General features: G+C 29.2%; 20 protein-coding genes. 2 read left to right on the forward strand and 18 right to left on the reverse strand.

All coding sequences use genetic code 11. From position 1 onward, the window contains the following. Positions 1–9: 9 nt before the first annotated feature. Positions 10–930: a DUF6427 family protein gene (locus Z054_RS0109260; RefSeq protein WP_024769795.1), complete on the reverse strand. Its 921-nt coding sequence runs from the start codon at positions 928–930 to the stop codon at positions 10–12. A gap of 126 nt (positions 931–1056) precedes the next feature. Here Z054_RS0109260 and Z054_RS0109265 point away from each other — a divergent pair, with 126 nt between their 5' ends. Continuing rightward, positions 1057–1287, forward strand: coding sequence for a DUF6341 family protein (locus Z054_RS0109265; RefSeq protein WP_024769796.1), 231 nt, complete (start codon positions 1057–1059; stop codon positions 1285–1287). A 116-nt stretch (positions 1288–1403) separates the two neighbouring features. Here Z054_RS0109265 and purD read toward each other — a convergent pair whose 3' ends face one another. From purD to gmd, 7 genes are all read right to left on the reverse strand, one after another. Beyond that, entirely contained in the window at positions 1404–2675 is a 1272-nt protein-coding gene (gene purD / locus Z054_RS0109270; protein ID WP_024769797.1) for a phosphoribosylamine--glycine ligase, read from the reverse strand. Positions 2676–2833: 158 nt separating this feature from the next. After that, positions 2834–4126 carry an O-antigen ligase family protein gene (locus Z054_RS0109275; protein WP_152538512.1) on the reverse strand — a complete coding sequence of 431 codons (1293 nt, stop codon included), beginning with the start codon at positions 4124–4126 and terminating at the stop codon, positions 2834–2836. 151 nt (positions 4127–4277) lie between these two features. Next, positions 4278–5624, reverse strand: a complete 1347-nt coding sequence (locus tag Z054_RS0109280) for an exopolysaccharide biosynthesis polyprenyl glycosylphosphotransferase (RefSeq protein ID WP_024769799.1) — start codon at positions 5622–5624, stop codon at positions 4278–4280. 11 nt (positions 5625–5635) lie between these two features. Then, on the reverse strand, positions 5636–6613 hold the full coding sequence (locus Z054_RS0109285; protein WP_024769800.1) for a UDP-glucuronic acid decarboxylase family protein: 978 nt from the start codon (positions 6611–6613) through the stop codon (positions 5636–5638). Between the two features lie 2 nt (positions 6614–6615). After that, positions 6616–7929: a UDP-glucose dehydrogenase family protein gene (locus Z054_RS0109290; protein WP_024769801.1), complete on the reverse strand. Its 1314-nt coding sequence runs from the start codon at positions 7927–7929 to the stop codon at positions 6616–6618. Between the two features lie 27 nt (positions 7930–7956). Continuing rightward, positions 7957–8853, reverse strand: a complete 897-nt coding sequence (locus tag Z054_RS0109295) for a GDP-mannose 4,6-dehydratase (RefSeq protein ID WP_024769802.1) — start codon at positions 8851–8853, stop codon at positions 7957–7959. Continuing rightward, positions 8837–9871 (reverse strand): GDP-mannose 4,6-dehydratase, encoded by a 1035-nt coding sequence (gene gmd, locus Z054_RS0109300; protein WP_024769803.1) that lies wholly within the window; start codon positions 9869–9871, stop codon positions 8837–8839. The genes Z054_RS0109295 and gmd overlap by 17 nt, the downstream gene beginning before the upstream one ends. Before the next feature lie 453 nt (positions 9872–10324). On the opposite strand from gmd, the gene Z054_RS0109305 reads away from it, so the two are divergent. Beyond that, complete coding sequence (locus tag Z054_RS0109305; protein WP_024769804.1) at positions 10325–11434, forward strand: glycosyltransferase family 4 protein; 1110 nt, start codon at positions 10325–10327, stop codon at positions 11432–11434. A gap of 16 nt (positions 11435–11450) precedes the next feature. On the opposite strand, the gene Z054_RS0109310 is transcribed toward Z054_RS0109305, so the two are convergent. The 10 genes from Z054_RS0109310 to rfbC form a co-directional block, all read right to left on the reverse strand. Further along, positions 11451–13025: an alginate O-acetyltransferase AlgX-related protein gene (locus tag Z054_RS0109310; RefSeq protein WP_024769805.1), complete on the reverse strand. Its 1575-nt coding sequence runs from the start codon at positions 13023–13025 to the stop codon at positions 11451–11453. Next, positions 13026–14294 (reverse strand): MBOAT family O-acyltransferase, encoded by a 1269-nt coding sequence (locus tag Z054_RS0109315; RefSeq protein ID WP_241461404.1) that lies wholly within the window; start codon positions 14292–14294, stop codon positions 13026–13028. 208 nt (positions 14295–14502) lie between these two features. Next, positions 14503–15594, reverse strand: a complete 1092-nt coding sequence (locus Z054_RS0109320; protein WP_024769807.1) for a DUF1972 domain-containing protein — start codon at positions 15592–15594, stop codon at positions 14503–14505. Then, entirely contained in the window at positions 15591–16682 is a 1092-nt protein-coding gene (locus Z054_RS0109325) for an O-antigen ligase family protein (RefSeq protein WP_161635268.1), read from the reverse strand. The genes Z054_RS0109320 and Z054_RS0109325 overlap by 4 nt, the downstream gene beginning before the upstream one ends. A gap of 206 nt (positions 16683–16888) precedes the next feature. Continuing rightward, on the reverse strand, positions 16889–18019 hold the full coding sequence (locus tag Z054_RS0109330; RefSeq protein WP_024769809.1) for a glycosyltransferase family 4 protein: 1131 nt from the start codon (positions 18017–18019) through the stop codon (positions 16889–16891). Next, complete coding sequence (locus Z054_RS0109335; protein ID WP_152538514.1) at positions 18012–18878, reverse strand: hypothetical protein; 867 nt, start codon at positions 18876–18878, stop codon at positions 18012–18014. Before Z054_RS0109335 ends, Z054_RS0109330 begins: the two co-directional genes overlap by 8 nt. Positions 18879–19293: 415 nt before the next feature. Next, positions 19294–20580 carry a flippase gene (locus Z054_RS0109340; protein WP_024769811.1) on the reverse strand — a complete coding sequence of 429 codons (1287 nt, stop codon included), beginning with the start codon at positions 20578–20580 and terminating at the stop codon, positions 19294–19296. 79 nt (positions 20581–20659) lie between these two features. Then, complete coding sequence (locus Z054_RS28160; protein ID WP_035091159.1) at positions 20660–21454, reverse strand: FkbM family methyltransferase; 795 nt, start codon at positions 21452–21454, stop codon at positions 20660–20662. Positions 21455–21542: 88 nt separating this feature from the next. After that, positions 21543–22679 carry a leucine-rich repeat domain-containing protein gene (locus Z054_RS30060; RefSeq protein ID WP_024769813.1) on the reverse strand — a complete coding sequence of 379 codons (1137 nt, stop codon included), beginning with the start codon at positions 22677–22679 and terminating at the stop codon, positions 21543–21545. Positions 22680–22738: 59 nt separating this feature from the next. Then, entirely contained in the window at positions 22739–23284 is a 546-nt protein-coding gene (gene rfbC, locus Z054_RS0109355) for a dTDP-4-dehydrorhamnose 3,5-epimerase (protein ID WP_024769814.1), read from the reverse strand.

Below are 23284 nucleotides of genomic sequence, written 5' to 3' on the forward strand. Positions count from 1 at the left end.
CATACATTCCTAAAACAATAATATTGTAAACGGAATCAGGATGAATACCCAAATATTTATCTCTTTAGCAAATTGATGATAATTCATTTCGAGATATGTAGTGCCAATAAGAGAAAGAGGTGTTGCTATAAAAAACAGCTCAGAAGTATCCTTTTCTGGTGCAATGGCCGCTACTACAATCGCCACAATTAAATAGATGATAACAACTCGTAATATAGGTTTTGTATTTGCCGTTTTTCTACCAAATTTGATAAGGTAGATTGAAAAAAAGAATACAATACAAATAGATATTATTCCTACAGAGAAAAGATGTTCTTTTATAAAGTAAGTTTGAAATGAAAATGATATCGAATCAATATAGGTGGCAATTGCAAAAAACGAATCATAAAACAACAGTGTAAAACAATTTGCGAATACGTAGATCATACTAACCCCAATAAAAGGAATAATCCAGTTTCTATAATTTTTGGGATCGAAAAACAATATCCCTAAAAAAACCAAAATAATAAACCCAATACTCCAAAAATAAGCTAGCGAAGCCAAACCGATAAAGATTGATGCATTAAAGATTTTGGCTTTAATATGTTTTTCATTTCGCAGATGTAAAATATTTTGTACTGCCAGTAATACAAATACGTTTGACAATAAAATAGGAAAGCTGGTTAGAGAATTAGGTAATATTGCGGTAAGAAAAGCATACAAAAGTATTGTAAATGTACCTTTATTGGTAAGATCATTTTTTTGCGCTACAAAATTAAGGGCCAACATTGGTAAAATATACAAAAAAATACTAGCGGCCGTTAGTAAAATATGGCTGCTTTCGGCCTCAAAACCCTTTCTATAATGGGCAATGCCAAATAGTATACCCATATACAATGCCACAGCAATATAATTAATGGGTTTTGATTTACTAAAAAAGCTTGATAACACTACTATTTTTTATATTTTTGCACCAGACAATAGTAAAGAATTGTCTATTGGTATTATTGAACTAATTTATAAAAAGTTTTTAGTTTACCGCTTTAGACTTTTTACAAAGAAAATATAGAACAAGTTATGAAAGATTTTTTTGAAGCCATAGGGTCACTTTTTACAGATGTATTATTTATTCCTTTTGATTGGTTTAGAGCATTAGAATTAGAAAACTGGTTTGGAGCTAATATGCTTAATTGGGCGTTTATGTTCATTGGTTTTGCTGCTTTTATATATTGGATGAAGGAATTAAAGAAATTTAATGACAATAATGAAGAGAATAGAGATCCTAAAGCACATTCTTTTTTAAACTAAAATCTTGTCTGACCAAGAAGTAATTCTTGAGATTTCGAATATTATAAATATTAAAAAAGCGTTTAATTTATATAAATTAAACGCTTTTTTAATTGTCTTATGTGAGAGAGATGTTTTTACAAATCGAATCCTAGATCTTTTCTATAATACATCTTATCAAAATTAAGTTTTTCTATACTTTGGTACGATGTTTTAAGGGCCTTTCTAAAATCTTCATCCAATGATGTTATAGCAATTACCCTTCCACCACTAGTGATTACTTTATCACCCTCTAGAGATGTTCCTGCATGAAAAACAATAGAGTTTGTAATGGTATCTATACCTGTAATCTCTTTTCCTTTTTCATAAGCTTCTGGATATCCACCAGAAACAGTTACTATGGTAGCTGCACTTCGTTCATCTAATTCGAGATTGATCTTATCCAGCGATTGATTTCCGACATGCTGAAACAGTTGTACTAAATCTGTCTTTACTCTCGGTAGGACTGCTTCGGTTTCTGGATCCCCCATACGTACATTATATTCGATTACTTTTGGGTCATCCTCTACTTTAATAAGCCCTATAAAAATAAAACCTTTATAATCTATATTTTCTTTTTCCAATCCTTGTACAGTAGGTTTAATAATACGCTCTTCAATTTTAGTCATAAGTGTATCATCTACAAAAGGAACTGGTGAGATCGCTCCCATACCCCCTGTATTTAACCCTGTATCTCCTTCTCCAATACGTTTATAGTCTTTGGCTGTGGGTAAGGTTAAATAATTTTTACCATCGGTAAGTACAAAAACACTAAGCTCTATCCCATCAAGAAATTCTTCGATCACAACTTTTTCACTTGCTGCACCAAATTTTTTATTGGTTAACATATTTTCAAGCTCAGTTTTAGCCTCATCTATATCCTGAAGAATTAATACACCCTTTCCAGCGGCCAAACCATCTGCTTTAAGCACGTAAGGCGCCTGTAAAGTTTCTAAAAATCGCTTTCCATCTTCAACAGTATCGGCAGTAAAGCTTTGATAAGCTGCTGTAGGTATATTATGCCTGATTAAAAACTCTTTGGCATATTCTTTACTTCCTTCTAATTGTGCACCTTCTTTAGATGGACCAATAACTACAATATTTTTTAATTGGCTGTCTTCTGCAAAATAATCGCTTATCCCTTTTACCAATGGATCTTCTGGGCCAACTACAACCATTTCAATGTTCTCTTGTAACACTACCTCTTTAATCGCAGGAAAATCTGTAACTGCAATTGGTACATTAGTAGCTATACGAGCTGTTCCTGCATTACCAGGTGCTACAAATAAGGTGTCGCAAATCGGGCTTTGCACAATTTTATAAGCAAATGTATGTTCTCTACCTCCTGATCCGAGTACTAAAATATTCATGATTTATTATGGCTTGTTTTTATGGACTCAAAAATAGTTTATTCGTAGTTGTATAGCTAATTCTTTCTAGATAAAAACTCATGCTCTTTATACGTGCTTCTCAAACTAATACTATCCTGCCATATAATAATCAGATGCCTTGATATAATATTTTAATCCTATTCATTACCATCATTGCGAATAATCCTACTACTCAAAATACTTCTCTTTTTTAAAAGCAAAGGGGTAACAATAGAAAAGAATACAATACCATTAAATCGAACTAACATAGATTCGAATACTAATGATATAAAGAGGATTAAAAAGACCGAAAACTCATTGCGACTCCTTTTCATGCGCATTGCCAATACAACAAAAATGCTAACCAAGACCCCAAATCCAATAATGCCTGTCTGTAAATATGTTTGCAAAAACTGATTGTGTGAATTATACTTACTCTTGTAATTAAGGGCATAATCTAATTCTTTATATTTTTGAATCAAAACATCATTTGCATCTCCTGTTCCATAACCAAATATGGGTGCATCTTTAATCAATTTGATACTGGCATCCCATGACAACAGCCTTGATTTTTCTGCAGTTGTTGCGTCATAATATTCTTCTACATTACTAAAATCTTTTATTCTGGAATAAAAATCAGATACTCTGGGGTTATTCAAAAACAGTAATAATCCCATCAAAAAAATAATAGTCATAGCATATTTCTTTTGCTTATCAGCAATGTCAAGAACTAATAGTATTGACATTACAAACAAAATAAGATAGGCTGCAATTGAAGCTAATAAAAAAAGATATAGAAATAAGAGAATAACAATTACTAACTGTATTCGAGATTTCAACTTGTTTTTAAGATAATAACTTAATACCAGCAGTATGTATATAGAAATATAATTAGCATTAACTGATCTTGAAAATAAAGATCCAACAAAAAAATAATGCCAATTTTTTACAATTCCCTCTATAAACAAAAGGGGTTCTATGTTTTCTCTTTCATCAATAATATGCCATGTTAAGTTATCACTAGCCTTAAAAACATTAACAAAGAATGAAACAATTAACCCCATAAGCAAAAAGTCAAATAATCTTTTTACTGTAGTAGCATCTTCTTTAACAAATAGAAAAATTATAGGAAATAACAATAATGAAAGGGATCGTTGTACCAAATCAAATCCACTGATCAAATTATCGGTGTAGATCAACCCCAAAGACATTACAATAAAATATAAGGGGAAAAGCAATAATGACTTATCCAGAATAAATTTTTTTTCGGATCTAAACATCATGCCTATCCCAAAAATGATCGAAACTATAAAAAACGGGGTTGGGAGATTGATACCTAATGGTAGTAAAAAAAAGGCAATATACAGGCTGTTCCAAAAGGTCATTACAACCCAATGATCTTCTTTATAAAACATTTTGGTAGCCTGAGTTATGATGTTAACTGGTTGCACTTTTTATAAGATGTATTATGGGGTAGTTAACGTTTTTTTTGAATTTGTATTATCATATTTAGATATATATGCTTACACAACAACTATTTTTGCCTTTGGTATCACATGTTTTTAATGCGTAAATACAAATTTTATTTTTTTACAAGGCAAGCTAATATGCTTTTTCTTCTCCTCTAATCGCATTTATAGCAGTAAGAATAGTAATCTTAATATCTAAAAGCAATGACCAGTTCTCTACATAAAAAATATCATATTTTACCCGGTTAACGATATCCTTATTTGTTTCTATTTCGCCTCTAAAACCACTAACCTGAGCTAATCCTGTAATCCCTGGCTTTACAAAATGACGAACCATAAACTTATCCACTCGTTTTGCAAATTCTTCATTATGCTTTACCATATGTGGTCTTGGACCAACTACAGACATATCGCCTTTGAGCACATTAAGAAATTGCGGCAATTCGTCAATACTAGTCCTTCTAATAAATTTTCCCACCCTAGTAACCCTCGCATCACCTTTGGTTGCTTGATTAGCACTCGTACTAGGTTTCATCGATCTGTATTTATAGCAATAAAACTCTCTGTAATCCAACCCATTACGACGCTGTTTAAAAAACACAGGGCCTTTAGATTCTAATTGAATAAGAAATGCTATTAAAGGTGTTAACCATGAAAGGATGCCTATTAAAACAAATAAGGATAATAAGATATCAAAAGTTCTTTTTGCAAACTTATTTATAGAGTCATCCAATGGTATATCACGAAATGATAATACTGGAATATAGCCGTAGTAATTAAAAATTAATTTTTTGGTAAATATATCTTTATTGTCTGGTATAAATTTTAAGATTTTTAAATTATTCTCTGTAAAATTAACGATATTTCGCAATTGACTATTTGATAATTCTGCAATAGAACAATATACCTCATCGATTTCATTCTCTACGATATAATAAAAACACTTTTCAAGATCAAAATCTTCTTTATTTACACAGAATTTTTTTTGAAACTTATACCCAAAATCAGGTTTCTCTTTAAAAAATTTAATTAATTGATTTGTTTTTTTATTATCACCAATAACAACAACTCTTCTAATATTTCCGCCAAATATCCCTCTGTACTTGGATAGTAAAAAAAGTAAAACAAACTTAAAAAAAGTAACTAATCCAATTATTGCTACAAAATACTTCCCCATCTCCCATCTGCTAATATTTGGCTGTTTAAAAAACCCTATAAAAGCATAAAGAATAAGTGCAAAAATTAAAAATTGCCGAATTAAAGAAGCGATAATATGAACTAATTTCGAAAATCGCTTTATATCATAAAACTTGTTCTTACTGGAAAGGATAATCCATAAAACCGAAATATAAGCTGAAAATAAAAGGTTTTGATCAATATTTGTCTGAAACAATAAGGTGGTAAGATTTAAAATAAATAAATCTACCAAACAGAAAAGTGGTTTTATGTATACTGAATATCTACCGGTCCTACTTTTCATAAAGTATTAAGTTATTTTTTTAAAAAATCTCTATGTTCACTCTTTTGAAGTTCTTCTTCAGAAAATCCTCTAAAATAATCCAAAGTTAATTTCATCCCTTCAGATCTTCTTGTTTTTGGTTGCCAATCCAAAATTTCTTTTGCCTTACCAATATCAGGCTGTCGTTGTAAGGGATCATCAACTGGTAATGGTTTATAAATTACTTTTTGGTTTGTCTCAGTAAGTTTTACAATTTCTTCAGCAAAATCTTTGATTCTAATCTCATCAGGGTTACCTATATTTATGGGATATACATAATTACTAAAAAGTAACCTATAAATTCCTTCTACCAGATCATCTACATAACAAAAAGATCGAGTTTGTAATCCATTTCCAAATATAGTTAGATCTTCACCTCTTAATGCTTGTCCGATAAATGCAGGCACTACCCGACCATCATTTAATCGCATTCTTGGGCCATAAGTATTAAAAATACGTGCAATTCTTGTCTCTAAACCATGATAGGTATGATATGCCATTGTGATTGATTCCTGAAAACGTTTAGCTTCATCGTATACACCTCTAGGTCCAATAGCGTTAACATTACCATAATAATCTTCACTTTGTGGGTGAACTAAAGGATCACCATAAACCTCGCTAGTCGATGCAATAAGAATTCTAGCGTTTTTTTCTTTTGCAAGGCCTAAAAGATTGTGTGTCCCTAAAGACCCTACTTTTAATGTTTGAATAGGAATCTTAAGATAGTCTATAGGGCTGGCAGGAGATGCAAAATGTAATATATAATCTAATGCGCCAGGAACATGAACAAATTTGGTTACATCATGGTGATAAAACTCAAAATGTTTTAGCTTAAACAGGTGTTCAATATTTTTTAGTGTACCTGTGATTAGGTTATCCATACCAACCACATGAAAACCTTCTTTAATAAACCGATCACAGAGATGAGATCCCAAAAAACCAGCTGCTCCTGTAATTAAAACTTTTTGCATAGCTATAATTTAATATCTTTCCTCCCTATAGAAAAATAGGAAATCTCTTCTTTTTCGATATCAACAATATCATAAAGATTTCTTCCATCAAAAATCAAAGGGTTTTTTAATCCTTCTTTTATTTTATTGAAATCCGGAGTTCTAAAAATACTCCATTCTGTACAAATGATTAGCGCATCTGCATTCTGAACCGCTTCATACATAGTAGTAACCAAGTCAATCTTATCTCCATATTTATCGGCTACATTTTTCATTGCCTCTGGATCAAATGCTCTAATCTTTACCCCTTCTTTTAGCAATTCATCAATCAGATATAATGCGGGTGCTTCTCTAATATCATCTGTCTCTGGCTTAAAAGCTAATCCCCATATTGCAAATGTTTTGTTAGATAGATCGTTATCAAAATATGTATTGATCTTTGGTAATAATGCAATTTTCTGACTATCATTGACTCTAATTACTGCATCCAGAATTTTAAAATCATATTCTGAATTTTTACCTGATTTATGAAGTGCTTTTACATCTTTCGGAAAGCAAGAACCTCCATATCCTATCCCTGGAAATAAAAAACGTTTTCCAATCCTAGAATCCGTTCCTATACCTATGCGTACTTTATCAATATCTGCACCAACTTTCTCGCAATAATTTGCAATTTCATTCATAAACGTAATCTTGGTTGCCAGAAAAGAATTTGCTGCATATTTAGTAAGTTCTGCAGATTTTTCATCCATCACTATTATAGGGTTACCAGATCGTACAAAAGGCTTATATAATTTTTTCATAAGCTCTATTGCTCTATCAGAGCTTGATCCTACAACAATTCGTTCTGGTTTCAAAAAATCGTCTACTGCAAAACCTTCTCTTAGAAACTCAGGGTTTGAAACGACATCAAAATCACTTGTTGTATATTTTGCAATAGTGGCTCGAACTTTTTCTGCTGTCCCAACCGGAACAGTACTCTTATCTACTATTACCTTATACTCATTGAGTAATTGCCCTATATCTTCTGCAACACCGATAATATATGACAAGTCTGCAGAACCATCCTCTTCTTCTGGAGTGGGTAATGCTAAAAAAATAATCTCACCGTGCTCTAAGCCTTCGACAAGAGACGTAGTAAACCTTAGTCTCCCAGCTTTTATATTTCTATCAAACAACATATCCAGATGTGGTTCATAAATAGGGACTTCACCCATACTTAATTTTTGAACCTTACTCTCGTCTATGTCTATGCATACAACTTCATTCCCGGTCTCAGCAAGACATGTTCCTGTTACTAATCCCACATATCCAGAGCCTATTACTGCTATTTTCATGCTTTTATTATTTGCTCTTTTACATTATTATGAAAAATACATCTTTTCTAACGTCTTTTTCAAGGAATATTCATTAGAAAAATCATCAATAATGCTATGTAACTTTTGTGTAGACCCTTTTAAGCTTTTAATTTCATTCTTACGAACAAACTTTGGGTTAATTTTAGTTTTAATTTTATAATTGGTAATTTCTTCCATATAAGATAAAATCTGTTCAATACTATTCGTTTTAGAAGAACAAACATTAAGTATTTCTGATTTGCTATTGCTTAATAAAAGTTGGTAATAACAATTTATCAAATAATCGATATCATTAAATTCTCTAAAAACATTAATATTCCCCAATTCAATTTCAGAAGATTTATTTTTATAGTGCTTTATTATTTTTGATATTAAAAAAATTTCAGTTTGACCAACTCCTGTATAATTAAAAGGTCTTACAATAAGAATATTAAGTTTAGAGAAGTAGTTTTTAACCATGTTTTCCATAGCTAATTTACTATTACCATAGTGATTAATAGGTTGAGGACACATATCTTCGGAAAGTATGTTTCCTATATTACCATAAACGGCAGCGCTACTTGCGATAATTATTTTTTCGGGACTTATTTCACATTCAATCAATGCTTCGAGAAGGTTTATTGTTCCAAAAACATTCACCCCATACATTTCATTTTGATTATCTCCTGCAACAAAAGATATTGCAGCCGTATGTATTATATAGTCTGGTTGTATATTTTTTAATACTTCCTTTATTTGTTCCTTTTCTGTAATATCACAAGGAAAGTGATTTGGATTTTTAGATGTTGTATAGGTTGTTCCAAAAACAGTATAGTTTTTCTCTTTATAAAAAGATTCTAAATGTTGGCCTGTAAAACCCGAAATACCTGTTATGAAAATTGTTTTCTTAGAAAGATCCGCCATTTTCATTTCTTTTAATATCACTTTTCACCATCATATCTGCAAGCTCTCCTAAAGTTGTTTTTGCTTTCCATTTCAAATTCTTTTCAGCTTTTGATGCATCTCCTATAAGTAGATCAACTTCTGCTGGCCTGTAAAATTGTGGGTTAACTTTTATAAGTGTTTTTCCTGTTTTAGTATTTATACCTATTTCATTTTCATTATTTCCTTTCCATTCTATGTCAATATTAACTGTTTTAAATGATAATGTGACAAAATCTCTAACAGTTTGTGTTTGGTTTGTCGCTAAAACATAGGTATCTGCTTCTGGGGCTTGTAGAATTTTATACATTCCTTCAACATATTCTTTTGCATATCCCCAATCTCTTTTTGCATTTAGATTTCCTAGTTCTAATACATCTTGTTTATTCAAATGTATTTTTGCAGCTGCATCGGTTATTTTTCTTGTCACAAATTCTTTTCCTCTTAATGGAGATTCATGATTAAATAATATACCGCTTGCTGCAAATAAATCATAAGATTCTTGATAATTTAAAGTTGCCCAATGTGCAAAAACTTTTGCTACTCCATATGGACTTCTAGGATGAAAAGGTGTTTCTTCATTTTGCGGTATTGCATGAACTTTTCCAAACATCTCTGAAGTTGAGGCTTGATAAAACTTAATTTTTGGATTAATTGTTCGTATTGCTTCAAGCAGGTTTAATACTCCAACCCCCGTAATATTAGCAGTAGCAATAGGTTGTGTAAATGACACCCCAACAAAACTTTGAGCTGCCAGGTTATAGATTTCATCGGGTTCTACATCGGCTATAATTCTATATGCACTAGACAAGTCTATTAAATCATATTCTAACAAATGTAAGTTCGGGTGATTTTCTATACCTAATTCTTCTATCCTCCAAAAATTAGTAGAGCTAGTTCTTCTATAGGTTCCGTAAACCTGGTAATTCTTTTCTAATAATAGTTCTGCTAAATAGGCTGCATCTTGACCTGTAATTCCTGTTATTATAGCTTTTTTCATCTTTAATTAATCTTTTCTATTTAAAATTTTGTAATTATAACACATTTATATTTTGTTAATCCCGCTATTCCTTAATAATATGTTTCCCTTAACATATCTCGTCTTAACCCTTTTAAAATTGCAAAAGGCTTTATGTTTATGATATCTCTTTTCTCGATCTATTATTCTAAATTTCTTATCAAAGTCTTTATTAAGGGTAAAAAACAGTTTATACCAAATTATACTTTAAAACAACCAAGAGTAATGGTAGAGAATTTCTCTATTTATACCGCAAATATATAGATTTGTTCTACAGGAATAAAACTCCATATGCAGGGAATTACTTTTTAATTTTGGGATCTCTACATTTACTCTCTTTTAAAGAACAAATTTATATATTTGCCATACTTTTAAACCTAAGTTTAAAATATATTTTTCGACTCTTTCTAATTTGACTTTTCACTTGCATATATTATGAAGCATTCTCTTTCTGACAAGATACTATTTATACCTACAAAACATAATTCCTCTCTAAGTATTGTAAGTGATAATATACTAAAGTATATAAAAGTACCTCTAACCTATAAAAACTTAGATTTAATACGAATTAAAAGGAAAAGTGAAAAGTATAAAAGTAGTTATCTTAAGTCCCTTGCTTTTGAACTATTACTAGTAATACAAGCACTCAAAGATTTATCTTTTATACGAAAGCAATCACAAGATTACATTTTCTTTTTTGAAAGTTACTTTTGTTATACTCATATCGTTTCTTTCTTTACTAAGAAAAAGAAAATAATTCTTGTTCATGATTTAATATATTTTAATGACTATAAGCTGGAAAAAAAGTTATTCTCTAGATGGTTTAAATATATATTCTATCGATTTGGTCGAACTAAAGCAATGAAAAATTGTGATCTAATTCTAACGATTTCTAAAAAATCTGTAGAAGAACTAGTGAAAATTGGACTGGATAAGGACAAAATCAAGTATGTATATATTGGAACGGATTTTAAAAGAATCGATGTGCCAAATCCTTACGGTGATTTTGTTTTATGTGTAGGCTCGGAGCAGGAAAGAAAAAACATGAAAACTGTTATAAAGTCTTTTGCTTTATTAAAGAAAGACTTTCCCAATTTAAAGATGGTTAAGCCTGGAGGAGGTGTTTCTCCTAGCAAAAGAGAGCTTACCATGTCTTATCTCGAAGAAGAAGGGTTAAAACTGGAAGAGGATATCATCTTTATAGAAAATACTAGTGAGAAAGATTTAGTTGGCTTATATTCTAATGCTCTTTTACTTATGTTTCCTAGTCTCGAAGAAGGTTTTGGACTACCAATAATAGAAGCTCAGGCTTGTGGATGCCCTGTAATAACTACGAATTATAAGCCCATGTCTGAGATTTGTGCTTATGAAGACCTTCTTGTTGATCCTTTAGACCATAATAGCATTTATCTTAAAGCTAAAAAAATAATTGAAGATCCACAATATAGAGTCCTTAAAGTAAAAGAAGGACTTACATTTTCAAAACAGTTTACATGGGAAGAAGCTTCAAAAAATGTAGAGAAATTACTTCATGACTTAAGTTAGCACTTGAAGCAACATATTATAATTCTATTTTTTTAATATGAACCTTCTTTATGCTATAAGTTCCTCCTAACCCTCCTATATGAAAAAGAATAGAATCGTCTAATTGATCAACGATTATTGGGATATAAATTTTATTTAACCCTTTAATTACTTTGTGCTCAATCATTTTATTATTATCATAAGGCCATCCATTAACAGATTCGTCTATGATGGTATAAAATAACTGAAAAGTAGTTTCTATACTTGATTCAAACTCAAAATAAGCAATAGCATTAGAGTTTTTTAATGTTGTTAAATTGTTAAGGTAGATATTGGTTACGGGTTCTTTTAGAATAGAAAACTTTAGATTACTACAGTTTCTCTCAACTTCCCCTTCTTCTTCTTCTTGAAATTGCAACCCAAGTTTATCAAAACACTTGGATTCAAAGATGGTGGTTTTTAACTCTCCAAATACCTTTTTTATATACTTTTTGTCTTTAGAAAACTGTTTGCTTTCAGGTTTTTTATCTTCTAAATAACGTTCAACATAAGATTCTATAACAATATCATAATTATCACTGTCTAATTGTTGCTTTAAATCTTTAAAAGTTAAACCTGACCAGATAAAATTAGAATATTTAAAATAATTAGTAAGATAACGGGTCATTTCAATAAAATATGAATCTCTAAAAATCAAAGCTTTCAAACCATTTGGATTCTTATTACAGTTGCATTTAAAATTCTGTCCATTAGTAATCAAGTTATCCTCACAAGCTATTAAGTTAGGTATTGGTACTTCCTGTTCCAAATTCGCTAAACCAATCATATTTCCTGAAGAATCATAATTTGAATATTCTAAATTAAAATCCTTAAGGTCTTCTAATTTTGGTATAATTCTATCAGGAAAATCTTGTTGAATAATTTTGGCAAGTTCAAACTGGGCATAGTTTGCTCCTATAGCATTCCAATGAGTTCCTTTTGGAGAGTATATGAAAATTTCTGACTTCTTTTTTTCTTCAAGTAAAAGATCTTTTACATCAACTACTTTTATAGTTGTATGAGTTTTCAAATAGGCTATTAATTTGTTATAGTTAGAGCCTTCATTCACTTTTTTCACATAAGACGGTAGTTGATCAAAATAAATAGAATGTTTGTTGGGACAAATAAAGAAATAATACTTTATTCCCTTTTCTTCTAACCAATCGCTTTTTTCTTGTAAATAGTTAGCATAACTTTCTATTTTTTTATCTGGTAGCACATTTATGTTTCTATAGTCATTTATAGGGTCTCCGTTTCCTTCATTTAAAAATAACCAACGATCTTTACCAATAACAATGTTTTCTGAGGTAGAATCATACATTAGGTATTTTAATTTACTGTATAAAAATAAAAAGGATTCTCTAAAACCGTAGTGATCTTTATAATAGCTATCAAATTTATTAAAATAGCCATTTACCGAATCCAAAGTTGCTGGAAAATCAGGTAATTCTGTTAATTTTCGATTTTCATTTTTGCTAATTTTTTCATCTTTTTTTATGACTCCAACAATAAGCGGTATATATAAGAACGCTAAAAAAACTATTACGACTATTTTATGGTAAATATTTTTCATTTAGAATCTGAAATAAATAAATGGATTATATGCAGAAGAAGCAATTTTAGAAAAAACGAACAATAGAGATATAAAAATAAATGCAAACTTATATATATATATGGGCTTTATTTTACTATTCCTTTCTTTCTTAGAAAGGAAAGTTTCAAATTTACTTCTTAATGGCAGTGACAGTAAGATAGCAAGAATGAAAACAATAATTATTTCATTAGAAAATAATGATCTTATTTCAAAAATATCCAAGGAAAAATCAACAATATTAAACATACTATAAATATAATCTAAAGAGCTTGATAATGTTGGTGATCTAAAAAACACCCAAGAAATAATAACCACAAATAAGGTATATAGGTGTGATAAATAACTATTCTTGATTAAAAATTTCTTTATGACAGTTATCCTTTCTAAGGATATAAATACACCGTGAAATAGTCCCCAAACAATAAAATTCCAACTTGCACCATGCCATAGGCCCGTTAAGAAAAACACCGTGAATAAATTAAAATAAAGGCGTTTTTTACTCACTCTATTTCCTCCTAATGGAATATATAAATAATCTCTAAACCATGTAGAAAGAGAAATGTGCCATCTTCTCCAAAATTCTTGTATTGATCGTGAGATATAAGGGTGATTAAAGTTTTCTTCAAATTTAAAACCAAACATTCTTCCTAAACCTATTGCCATATCAGAATATCCAGAAAAATCAAAATAGATCTGAAATGTATAGCAAAAAATACCTATCCAACTTATAGGCATTGAAAGTTGGTCTGTATCTAATTCAAAAATTTGATCGGCAACATGCCCCAATGGATTTGCTATGATTACCTTTTTAAATAGGCCAATAGAAAATCGATATATCCCTTCACTAAATTTTTTAAACGAATGCTTACGTTCTTGTAGTTGTAAATTAATATCACTGTATCGAACTATAGGACCAGCTATTAACTGTGGAAAAAGCGAAATATAAAGCCCAAGATTAATGAGTTTTTTTTGCGGTTTAACCTCTTCTCGATACACATCTACTATATAAGAAATAGATTGAAATGTAAAAAATGAAATACCTAAAGGCAAGTGTACAGGAGAGGAATTAATTTCAAAATTAAAAATATCATTAAGAATACCTACAAAAAACCCTGCATATTTATAATAAAATAAAAGACCTAGATTAAATAAAATAGCAAAAAAAAGAAAATAATCTTTTCTAACTTTTTTTTGCTTATTCCCAATATAAAGCCCGAAAATATAGTTACCTCCTATCGAGAAAAGCATTAATAAAACATAAACCCCCTCTCCCCAGGAATAAAAGAAAAGGCTACATAAAAAAATAATTAAATTCTTAAATGTATTTGTAGAAATATAATAAAGTAATATAACTATTGGTAAAAATAAAAACAGAAATGAAGGTGATGTAAATATCATATACAGGTTAATAAGTACGTTGTTCTTTAATTAGTAAAATAATGATTTATTCCTTTTCTTATGATTTCAAACACTTTTCTAGATAATCCAGATACTCTTGATTAATTTTATTCCAATTAAAATGTTCTTTAATTTTTTCAAAATTATTTAAAAGTATTTTAGAGTGTTCTTCCCTATTTGTTATGTTGAGGATATCCTTCACATCATTCTTATCTCTAAAATATAATGCATCATCCTCTAAAATTGATTTGTTAAAGACATTATCATTAGCAATAATAAATGCTTTAGACGCCATTGCTTCCAATAAAGAAGGATTAGTTCCTCCTACCGAATGTCCATGAAAATAAAACTTAGAATAGTACCTCAAATTATTCAAATCATTCATATTATAAATTGCTCCCAGAAAGCGTATTCTTTTCTCTTTTTGGTATTTGTTTTTTAAATACTCTCCAAATTTGGTTTCATGTTTACCAATAACAAGAAATGGTTTATCTAAATTAGACAATACAACTCCATCTAATATAGGTTCTATGTTATTTTCTGGTTCTAGCCTTGCTATAAGCATGTTATAATCATATGGTAGAAGATCATAATCTAGTAAAACCTTCTCATCTTCATTTTCAAAAACATCAGCCCCATATGCTATATATTCAGAGTCACATCTATATTTCTCTTTAAGATAATTTTTAATACCAATTGAATCAGAAATAAGAAAATTGCTTTTCTTTATCGCTAATTTTTCAGCAAATTTCAAGAATTTTTGAACTGGTGATGAATATTTGGTTCTTTTCCACTCGAGCCCATCCATATTTGTGACAATTGTAGTAGGTTTACGAAACATCCAGTTCCATATTGAACTAGATGTATATCCAAGCTGTAAGATGATGTCAAACTTTCTTTTTCTAGAATCTAGAATACAATTAAAATCATATAGAAACTGCCCAGCAGTGCCTAATAAATACTCTGGATCATAGCAATGGATAATATTCACACTCTTATAGGTTTCTTCCTGATAGGGGTGATTGTGTGAGTTATAAACATATACTTCATGCTCTTTTAAAGCCATAAATACAGAAAAATATTCTGCAAATTGCTCAAAACCCCCATGATAATTAGGGATTCCTCTTATTCCTATAACCGCTATTTTCATTTATTGTTATTTATATCAACAGTATACTTTAAAGAAAAACATATAAAAAAAACAAAAGAGACAATTCCCCAATGTCTATCAAACATAGATTCTGTAATAAAGCTCAAGGCAAAAGTCAGGTATAACAGTATCTTCTCTAAATCTTTTTTATAAGCATTAATTATACCTCTAAAAAATAATCCTAATAAAACAACTAGCCCGAATAATCCACATTGAAGCATTGTATCCAAATATTGGTTATGTGAATTATACTTGTTTTCTACACCTAATAAAAAATTATTCTCTTTATACTGTGCTATTAATTCGTCTTTATAATCTCCTATTCCTTGTCCTATGATTGGGGATTTTTCTATAACTTGTAATGAATTCTTCCACTTTTCCATTCTTACATTTTGATTGGCAAATGATACATAATCACTAGTATAATTTGTATCTATTGTGCTCAGAATTCTATCTTTTAATATCGGATTACTAAAAACAACTAAAACCATAAGAAAAACAGAGATACTACAAACAAAAAGATTTCTAAAAAACTCTTTTTTTGATTTTGGACTGTATATTAATAAGTATAAAAATAGTAGCACAAAAAATATAATGGTCTCCATTCTAGAAGATAATAGTACGCTAAAAAAAAGAAAAAAAGAACTTATTGCCCAAAAACGCACATTAGATATTTCTTCTTTTTCTCGTAAGGAAATCAAAAAAACATACCCTAAATTCACAAACAAAGATATGTATATTGGCTGTATATCAATTATACCTGTTAATCCTTCATACATAAAAACCCAATACTCTATTCCACTCACAGTAACATCAGAATCGAATATGCTTAGAAAAATACTAGATATAAAATCGATGAAAGAATACCCAATCTCGGCATTTTGTTTAATTGCATTAAGAAACAAAAAGGTTAGCAGAATGATCATTCCGTACACATATGTTTTTCTTATAAAAAATTTATGCTTATCAGGTAATGCAGGTAAAAAAATAAAACTAAAAGGAACTACAAGAAAAACAATATATCTACCAATGTGTTTAATAGCAACATCCTTATTTTCACTATAAATAACTGATACTAATATTATCAAAAAATAAATTATAAAATAAATCTCTTCCTTTCTAAAATTTAAAGTAAAAACTATCTTTCTTTTTTTTATTAAAAAATAATTAATCAAAGAATATACTACCAGAAGAACTAAACAGATAGAATTAATATTGTTTTTTAAAAATAAGCTTAAAAAACAGCAAATTAATAAGCCAATTGTTATATTTTTCTCACTAAAAATTTTGTTCATTAGCGTTTTTGTTCTAGATAATTTAATATTTTCTTTGCAGAATAATCCCAACTATGTTCTCCTTCAACTGTCTCTAATGCTTTTCTTTTTATTCGATCTCTTACATTATTTTCAAGTGATAGTAACATAGAAAGTTTTTCTGATAAAGATTGAATATTGGACGACTTAAATAAAAAACCATTATTCTCATCAATAATAACCTCTTTATTTGGTTCTAAATCTGAACACAAAACTAAAGATGGATAACTCAATGCATTCAAAAGAACGGCACTTTGATAAATTTCTCTATATGGTATTACAACAATATCTGAAACAGAAAACAATAAATCCATTTCTTCGTCTGGTATAAATCTTTTGAGAAAAATAACCTTTTCTTCTAAATCAAAATTATTAATTAACTCAATATACTTTTCATAATTATCATTCCAAACTTTACCAGCAATGATTAATTTTGTATTAGTATTATTTATTTTTCCAAAGGCCTCTATTAATAAATCTAATCCCTTTACTTCTTTTATTTGCCCAAAAAACAAAACATATTTATATTCATCCGACAGATCAAGCTTAGAAAGAGCTTCTTTCTTTTCAACTAGATTTACAAGGTCGATATACCCTCCAAGTCTAATTGTAATTACTTTATTCTCTGAAATATTTTCTTTCAACAACTCTCTCTTTGAAAAAGAGTTATGAACCAAGACCTTATCCGCCAAATGTTTAAGAATAATATTTTTTATTATTTTATTGTCGCCTTTTGCAAAACCTGATATATCATGGGCTATCAGTAAAATTTTAAGTCCAAAAAGACGTGCTATTATGTAAACTAGTATATCTTTTATTTCATATGAAAAAGAATGTAAAATAATTATTTTTACAGAATTCCTTTTTGCTTTTATAAAAGATCTGATAAATCCACTAAAAAAATACGTTGACTTGTCAATTATATTTTCATCTTTTTTATAATCTCCAAATGTTTTTTTAATTATAACATCCGGAGTTTTTGAAGATTTTTTTTGAAAGTTTGAAAATATATAAACATTTATTTTCTTAGATAACTCTTTTGCCAGTGAAACGTCATAAAAATCCATTCCGCTCTTTTTTCCAACATGATCAACTATTCCTATCTTATCCATTTATATTATTTAATCTATACATTACTCCTACAGAAATACAAATTAGAAAAACACTTAGCAAGTTAAAAGCATTTTCTGAAATTATCGATATTATTAACTGAGCCAGTAAAATTTTGGCTACGATATTGTCTTTAATTTTTTGATATATGATATAAAAAGGTATCAACCACAAAACTAATCCTAAAAATCCTATTTGTCCCATTATAGACCCTATAAATGTATCTCCAATATCAACAGTTTGTTCAAAAAACATTGTAGCCTGGTTTCCTGTTTTTGCTATACCATGACCAAATATTTTAAGACTCTTAATTGCATTTTCGATTCCTGACAAATGAATTTTTATCCCTTGATGAAAATTGGACATATAAAACAATAATAGTGTAAATAAAAACATTACCATTACCTTAATACCAATACTAATTTTACGGAAATTAAAAAGAGCAACCAAAATTACATGTAAAAGAGCTCCTTTTGAAAAAGTTAAAATCAAAGCTGTACCAAAAAAAACGACCAGCACTAATTTTTTATCTCTATTATAACCTAATGTTTTATCAAACAATATTAGACTAAGAATAAAAACTAAAGTATGTCCCAGATTTATAGGATCCAATAGCGTTGCAGTCATTCTTTTAACCCCTCCAAAAATAGGTTCTATAAAGAACGGAGGGTAATTATAAAAAGTTTCTTTTGGGTCTCCATAAACAGGAACGTTTTTGGCTTCAAAATAATTCTTTAATTCAAACTCATGCCAAATACTAAATATAATTTCATAATAACCAAATAAAACTACAAAAATGGCAATTTTGATTATCCCTCTTTTAAACTTGACAAATTCAAAAGTTCCTATTTTAGAGCTCATTCCTATATAAATCAATAAAAAAGGGACCAACATTTGCCTCAAACTAGCCAGTTTGGCAAAAAAAGGCGCATTTGAAAGAAAAGATTGTAGTATAAGGTATAGTACTAGAAAAACTACATAATGATTTATTGTATACAATTTTAAGCTGCGATAATCTGCTATTAAAAGAATAAAAAAAGCAATTATAAATACATCTTTAAGAACTAATAAATTTACCTCCGGATTAAAAAATCTGTATATAGAAGCAATAATCAAAGAGCTTAAAAACAGCCAAAGAATGACTAAAATTGTTACTTTTTTTCTCGAAAAAATCATATTTCCATATTAGAAACTTCTATTAATATTTAGTACAAAACCATTCCTTAGTTACACAAGAGTTTTTTACCATGAAAATACTTTTTACGTATTCTAAAAATCATTTCAAAAAACGGGGATTAATTTTAACTTCCCATAAATTGAATTTAACACAATAATAAAAAGTAAATAAAGCAACAAGGGCTTCCACTATTACTGTTACTATCGAAACATTAATAAGGGTAATTTCCTTTATTGTCCACAACCCTCCTATTATTATAAAATATGTCAAACATGTCATTATTACCGCTTTATTAAAAGCTTTTAAATATCCAAAAGGAATTAATAGTTGATTTCCAAAAATGTTATTGAGTGCTGTAAAAGGAGCTGATAAGCATAAAATCCATAGAATAGAGACTGTAGGACTCATTTCTGGACCTCCCAAAAACAAAACAATGTACTTTCCAAAAATAACAAGACCTACATATAAGATACAGATACCAAGCAATGAAATCATTGCGATTTTTTTAACGAAATAAATATTTTTTTCTTTACTTACTTTTGGAAACAGAGCTTGACCCAAAATAAGTATTGGTAGCCTGATTAAATTTAATAATTTTTCAGCCAAATCGTAGTAAGCTACCTCATTCATTCCTAAGAATGTTCCTACCAAAACCTTGTTAGTACTTACATAAAGTGTAATTGAAATATCAGAAGTCAATATTGCAAGGGATTCTTTGGCGTAGAAAAATAATGTTGTTTTGTTTTGAAATTTAAATTTAACTTTATGTCTTGAAAAAACTATGTATAAGGAAACAAAACCTGCGGCTAAAGCTCCTAAACCATTAATAATTGGTAAATACAGATAATCCTTTTTCTCTTTAATTAAAATAAAAATTAATGCTAAGAACACTAATCTACTTATTAAGGTTATAACCGTTATGAACTTCATTTGTTCAATGCCTTGAAAATACCATAAAGGAAAAATCCATTCAAAAAAACAAAGCCATAAACTTAAATAAAATAAAATTTCTTGATTTCTTGAAGAAGGAATGAAATGTAAAATAATATACAAAAATAAAAATGAAGCAATAAAAATTAATCCTTTAATTATAAATACTGAACTTATTATTTCTGATAATTTCTCCTTGTCATTTCTATGAATACTAACTTCTCTTGTAGCTGTTTTATTAAATCCAAAACTTACAAGAATCACCAAATATGCAATAACCGCTTGTGCAAAAATGACTAATCCATAAGTTTCTTCTCCTAAAACTCTTATTAGGTAAGGGTAAGTTAACAAAGGAACCGCCAGATTAAAAATCTGAAGTAATCCCAAGTAAGAAAAGTTTTTTAACAATATCTTATTTTTTGATAAAATTGTTGTTATTCTATTACTTACTTTCATGTTTCGTATCGAGCAAAAATAATTACTTTATAATTAAAAAGAACTGTATTATTAATGTTTTAGCAATTTCTCTTTTCTTCTATGAATACCATTGTTTTGGTAAAGAAACTGGAGTGTCATTTGCTGAATTATCGAAATCTAATGGGTGTGGAAATACCTTTTGAGAAGTTTTTTCTATCACTCTATCATTTCGTATAAAAGTAAATTCAGCTACAATTGGTATTTCAACACCTTTTCTTTTATCAATATTAAGATAATTATTAGGGTGAATATGAGCACATGTATGATTTTGAAGTAACTTACCAAATGTTTCCTCAGCCAAATGATAATATGTTTTATGCCATAATTTATCTAGATCATGAAATTCGATAATAATAATTCGAAATCTTTTTAATAATTCATCCGAAAGATTTGCAATAGTCAAGAACTCATAGCCTTCAATATCCATTTGTAATAATAAATCAGAATCTTTTGATTCTATATTTGAGTCTACCCAATAATCTAAGGTCATAAAATTTTCATTGTTTGTAGAGCCAATAAACTTTTTAACAAAATTAAACTCATTATTCTCTATTGCAGGTCCATCTACAGAGTTATCCGCCATAAAAACTTTCATCCCATATTCTAAACAATGTTTTTCAAACCAACTCGTCGGACCAACACCTGGCGAAAAACAGGCTTCTATATTTTCTAAATCATCAGGAATCAAATATCCTCCGTCCTGATCTCCTCCAATTCTTATAAGATCCTTTCCTGTCGAAAAAGGATGTAGTTTTTTAATCAAGGATATCACTTTATCTCTATCGGTGGATTTATCGATAAATAATCCCATGACCGCAAAAATTCTTATAACAATCGTTTTTAGTATTTTCATTTCTACTATAATCTATTTTTATTTAATAAAACATTTTCTTAATTACACGAAACTTTACTAGACTTATGAATTAATATGCCATAATAAATCATTCACAGAGTACCTCATCCTCTTTATGAATTATAAGTCTTCTTCCAACACTTCCATAAAGGTAACGATCGCATATGCTTTGAGGAATACTCGTTAAATTATTCCTATATAAATATAGAGACCTCATCGTACGTATATTACTAATTTCTGAAGGAATGCTTGTTAATTTATTATCTCCCAAATTTAAATCTCTTAAATAACCACTAGAGTTGTATGCAGGTTCTACGTTTCCAATTTCTTTTGGAATACTCGTTATTTGATTAAATTCTAAATCTAATCTATATATGTTTTTTGTCTTAAAAAGTTCTTCCGGAATATCTGTTATAGCATTTTTAGACAAATCTAAATATCTTAAACTGGATAGGTTTCCAATTTCGCTAGGAATACTCGTTAACTTATTATTATTAATAAATAAAAGTCCTAATTCTTTAAGATTTCCTATTTCATTGGGAATACTCGTTAGGTTATTATGACTAATGTCTAATCGTACTAAGTTTGTAAGGTTTCCAATTTCACGAAGATCACTCAAAGTTGTATTATTACTTAAATCTAAACTTGTCAAATTGATTAAACCACTAAAAGAAGAAGGAATTATATCAATGTGCTTATTATGTAAATCTAGCCCAGTTACTTTTCCTTGAGAATGAGTAACTCCTATCCAGGAATCCATTGTTTCGTCTTGAAGATCCCATTGTAAGGTATTATATCGATTAGCATTAAAGAATGTTATAAGAATTTCTCGATCAGGTACTGGATTAATACTCACTTTATATAATTGTTCAGAGCCGTCTTGTGCAGTTACTGTATAAATTACAGGACTACTAAAATTTTGTAGTGTTTCATTAGCAGGAAAAATCGAAGCATCTGCTGATATAGATATGGTTGGCTTAAAATCAGCATTCATTAAACCTCCAGGGACTGTAGCACTAATGGTTCTGTTAAACTGATCAATTTCCATCTCTATATCTTGTTCTAAAATACTATTACTTACCACAGTAAGTTTAAAAGTGATAATTTTGTTTCCTGCGCTTAGAATGGAGGGATCATCATCCTTACATCCAGTGACTATAAGTAATCCGATAAGAAATATCAATAGATTATATTTTGAATTATTTATATATCTATAATTTTTCATAATCAATCTATTTTTTAGTAATTCTTTCTATCTAAAAAAGCCTATGATTTAGATCTAAATCATATCCTTGCATTTCTAAAATTTGGCAAAACAGTGTCTTTTTCTGAAACAATAATATCTTCTTCATTAAGTTTCCAGTCAATTTTTAAATCCTCATCATTGTAAATTATACCACCTTCTGCTTCTTTATTATAAAAGTTATCACACTTATAAAAAAAATTGGCAATATTACTTAATACAATAAAGCCATGAGCAAATCCTCTGGGTATAAATAATTGTTTTTTATTTTCTGCAGATAATTCTACAGCTATATGATCTCCAAAAGTTGGTGAATCTTGACGTAGATCAACCGCAACATCCAATACTGTACCTTGTAAAACACTTACCAATTTTGCTTGTGCATGTTCTCCTATTTGATAATGTAACGCTCTAACTACTCCTTTTGTAGAAAAAGATTGATTATCCTGAACAAAATTAACTTCCTGGCCAATAAGTCTATTAAACGTATTTTGATTATGGCTTTCATAGAAGTATCCTCGTTCATCTTTAAAAACTGTTGGCTCTAATACAAAACACCCCTTAAGTCTGGTTTCTTTTGCTTTCAT

It is taken from the genome of Aquimarina macrocephali JAMB N27 (assembly GCF_000520995.1).
GTDB lineage: Bacteria > Bacteroidota > Bacteroidia > Flavobacteriales > Flavobacteriaceae > Aquimarina > Aquimarina macrocephali.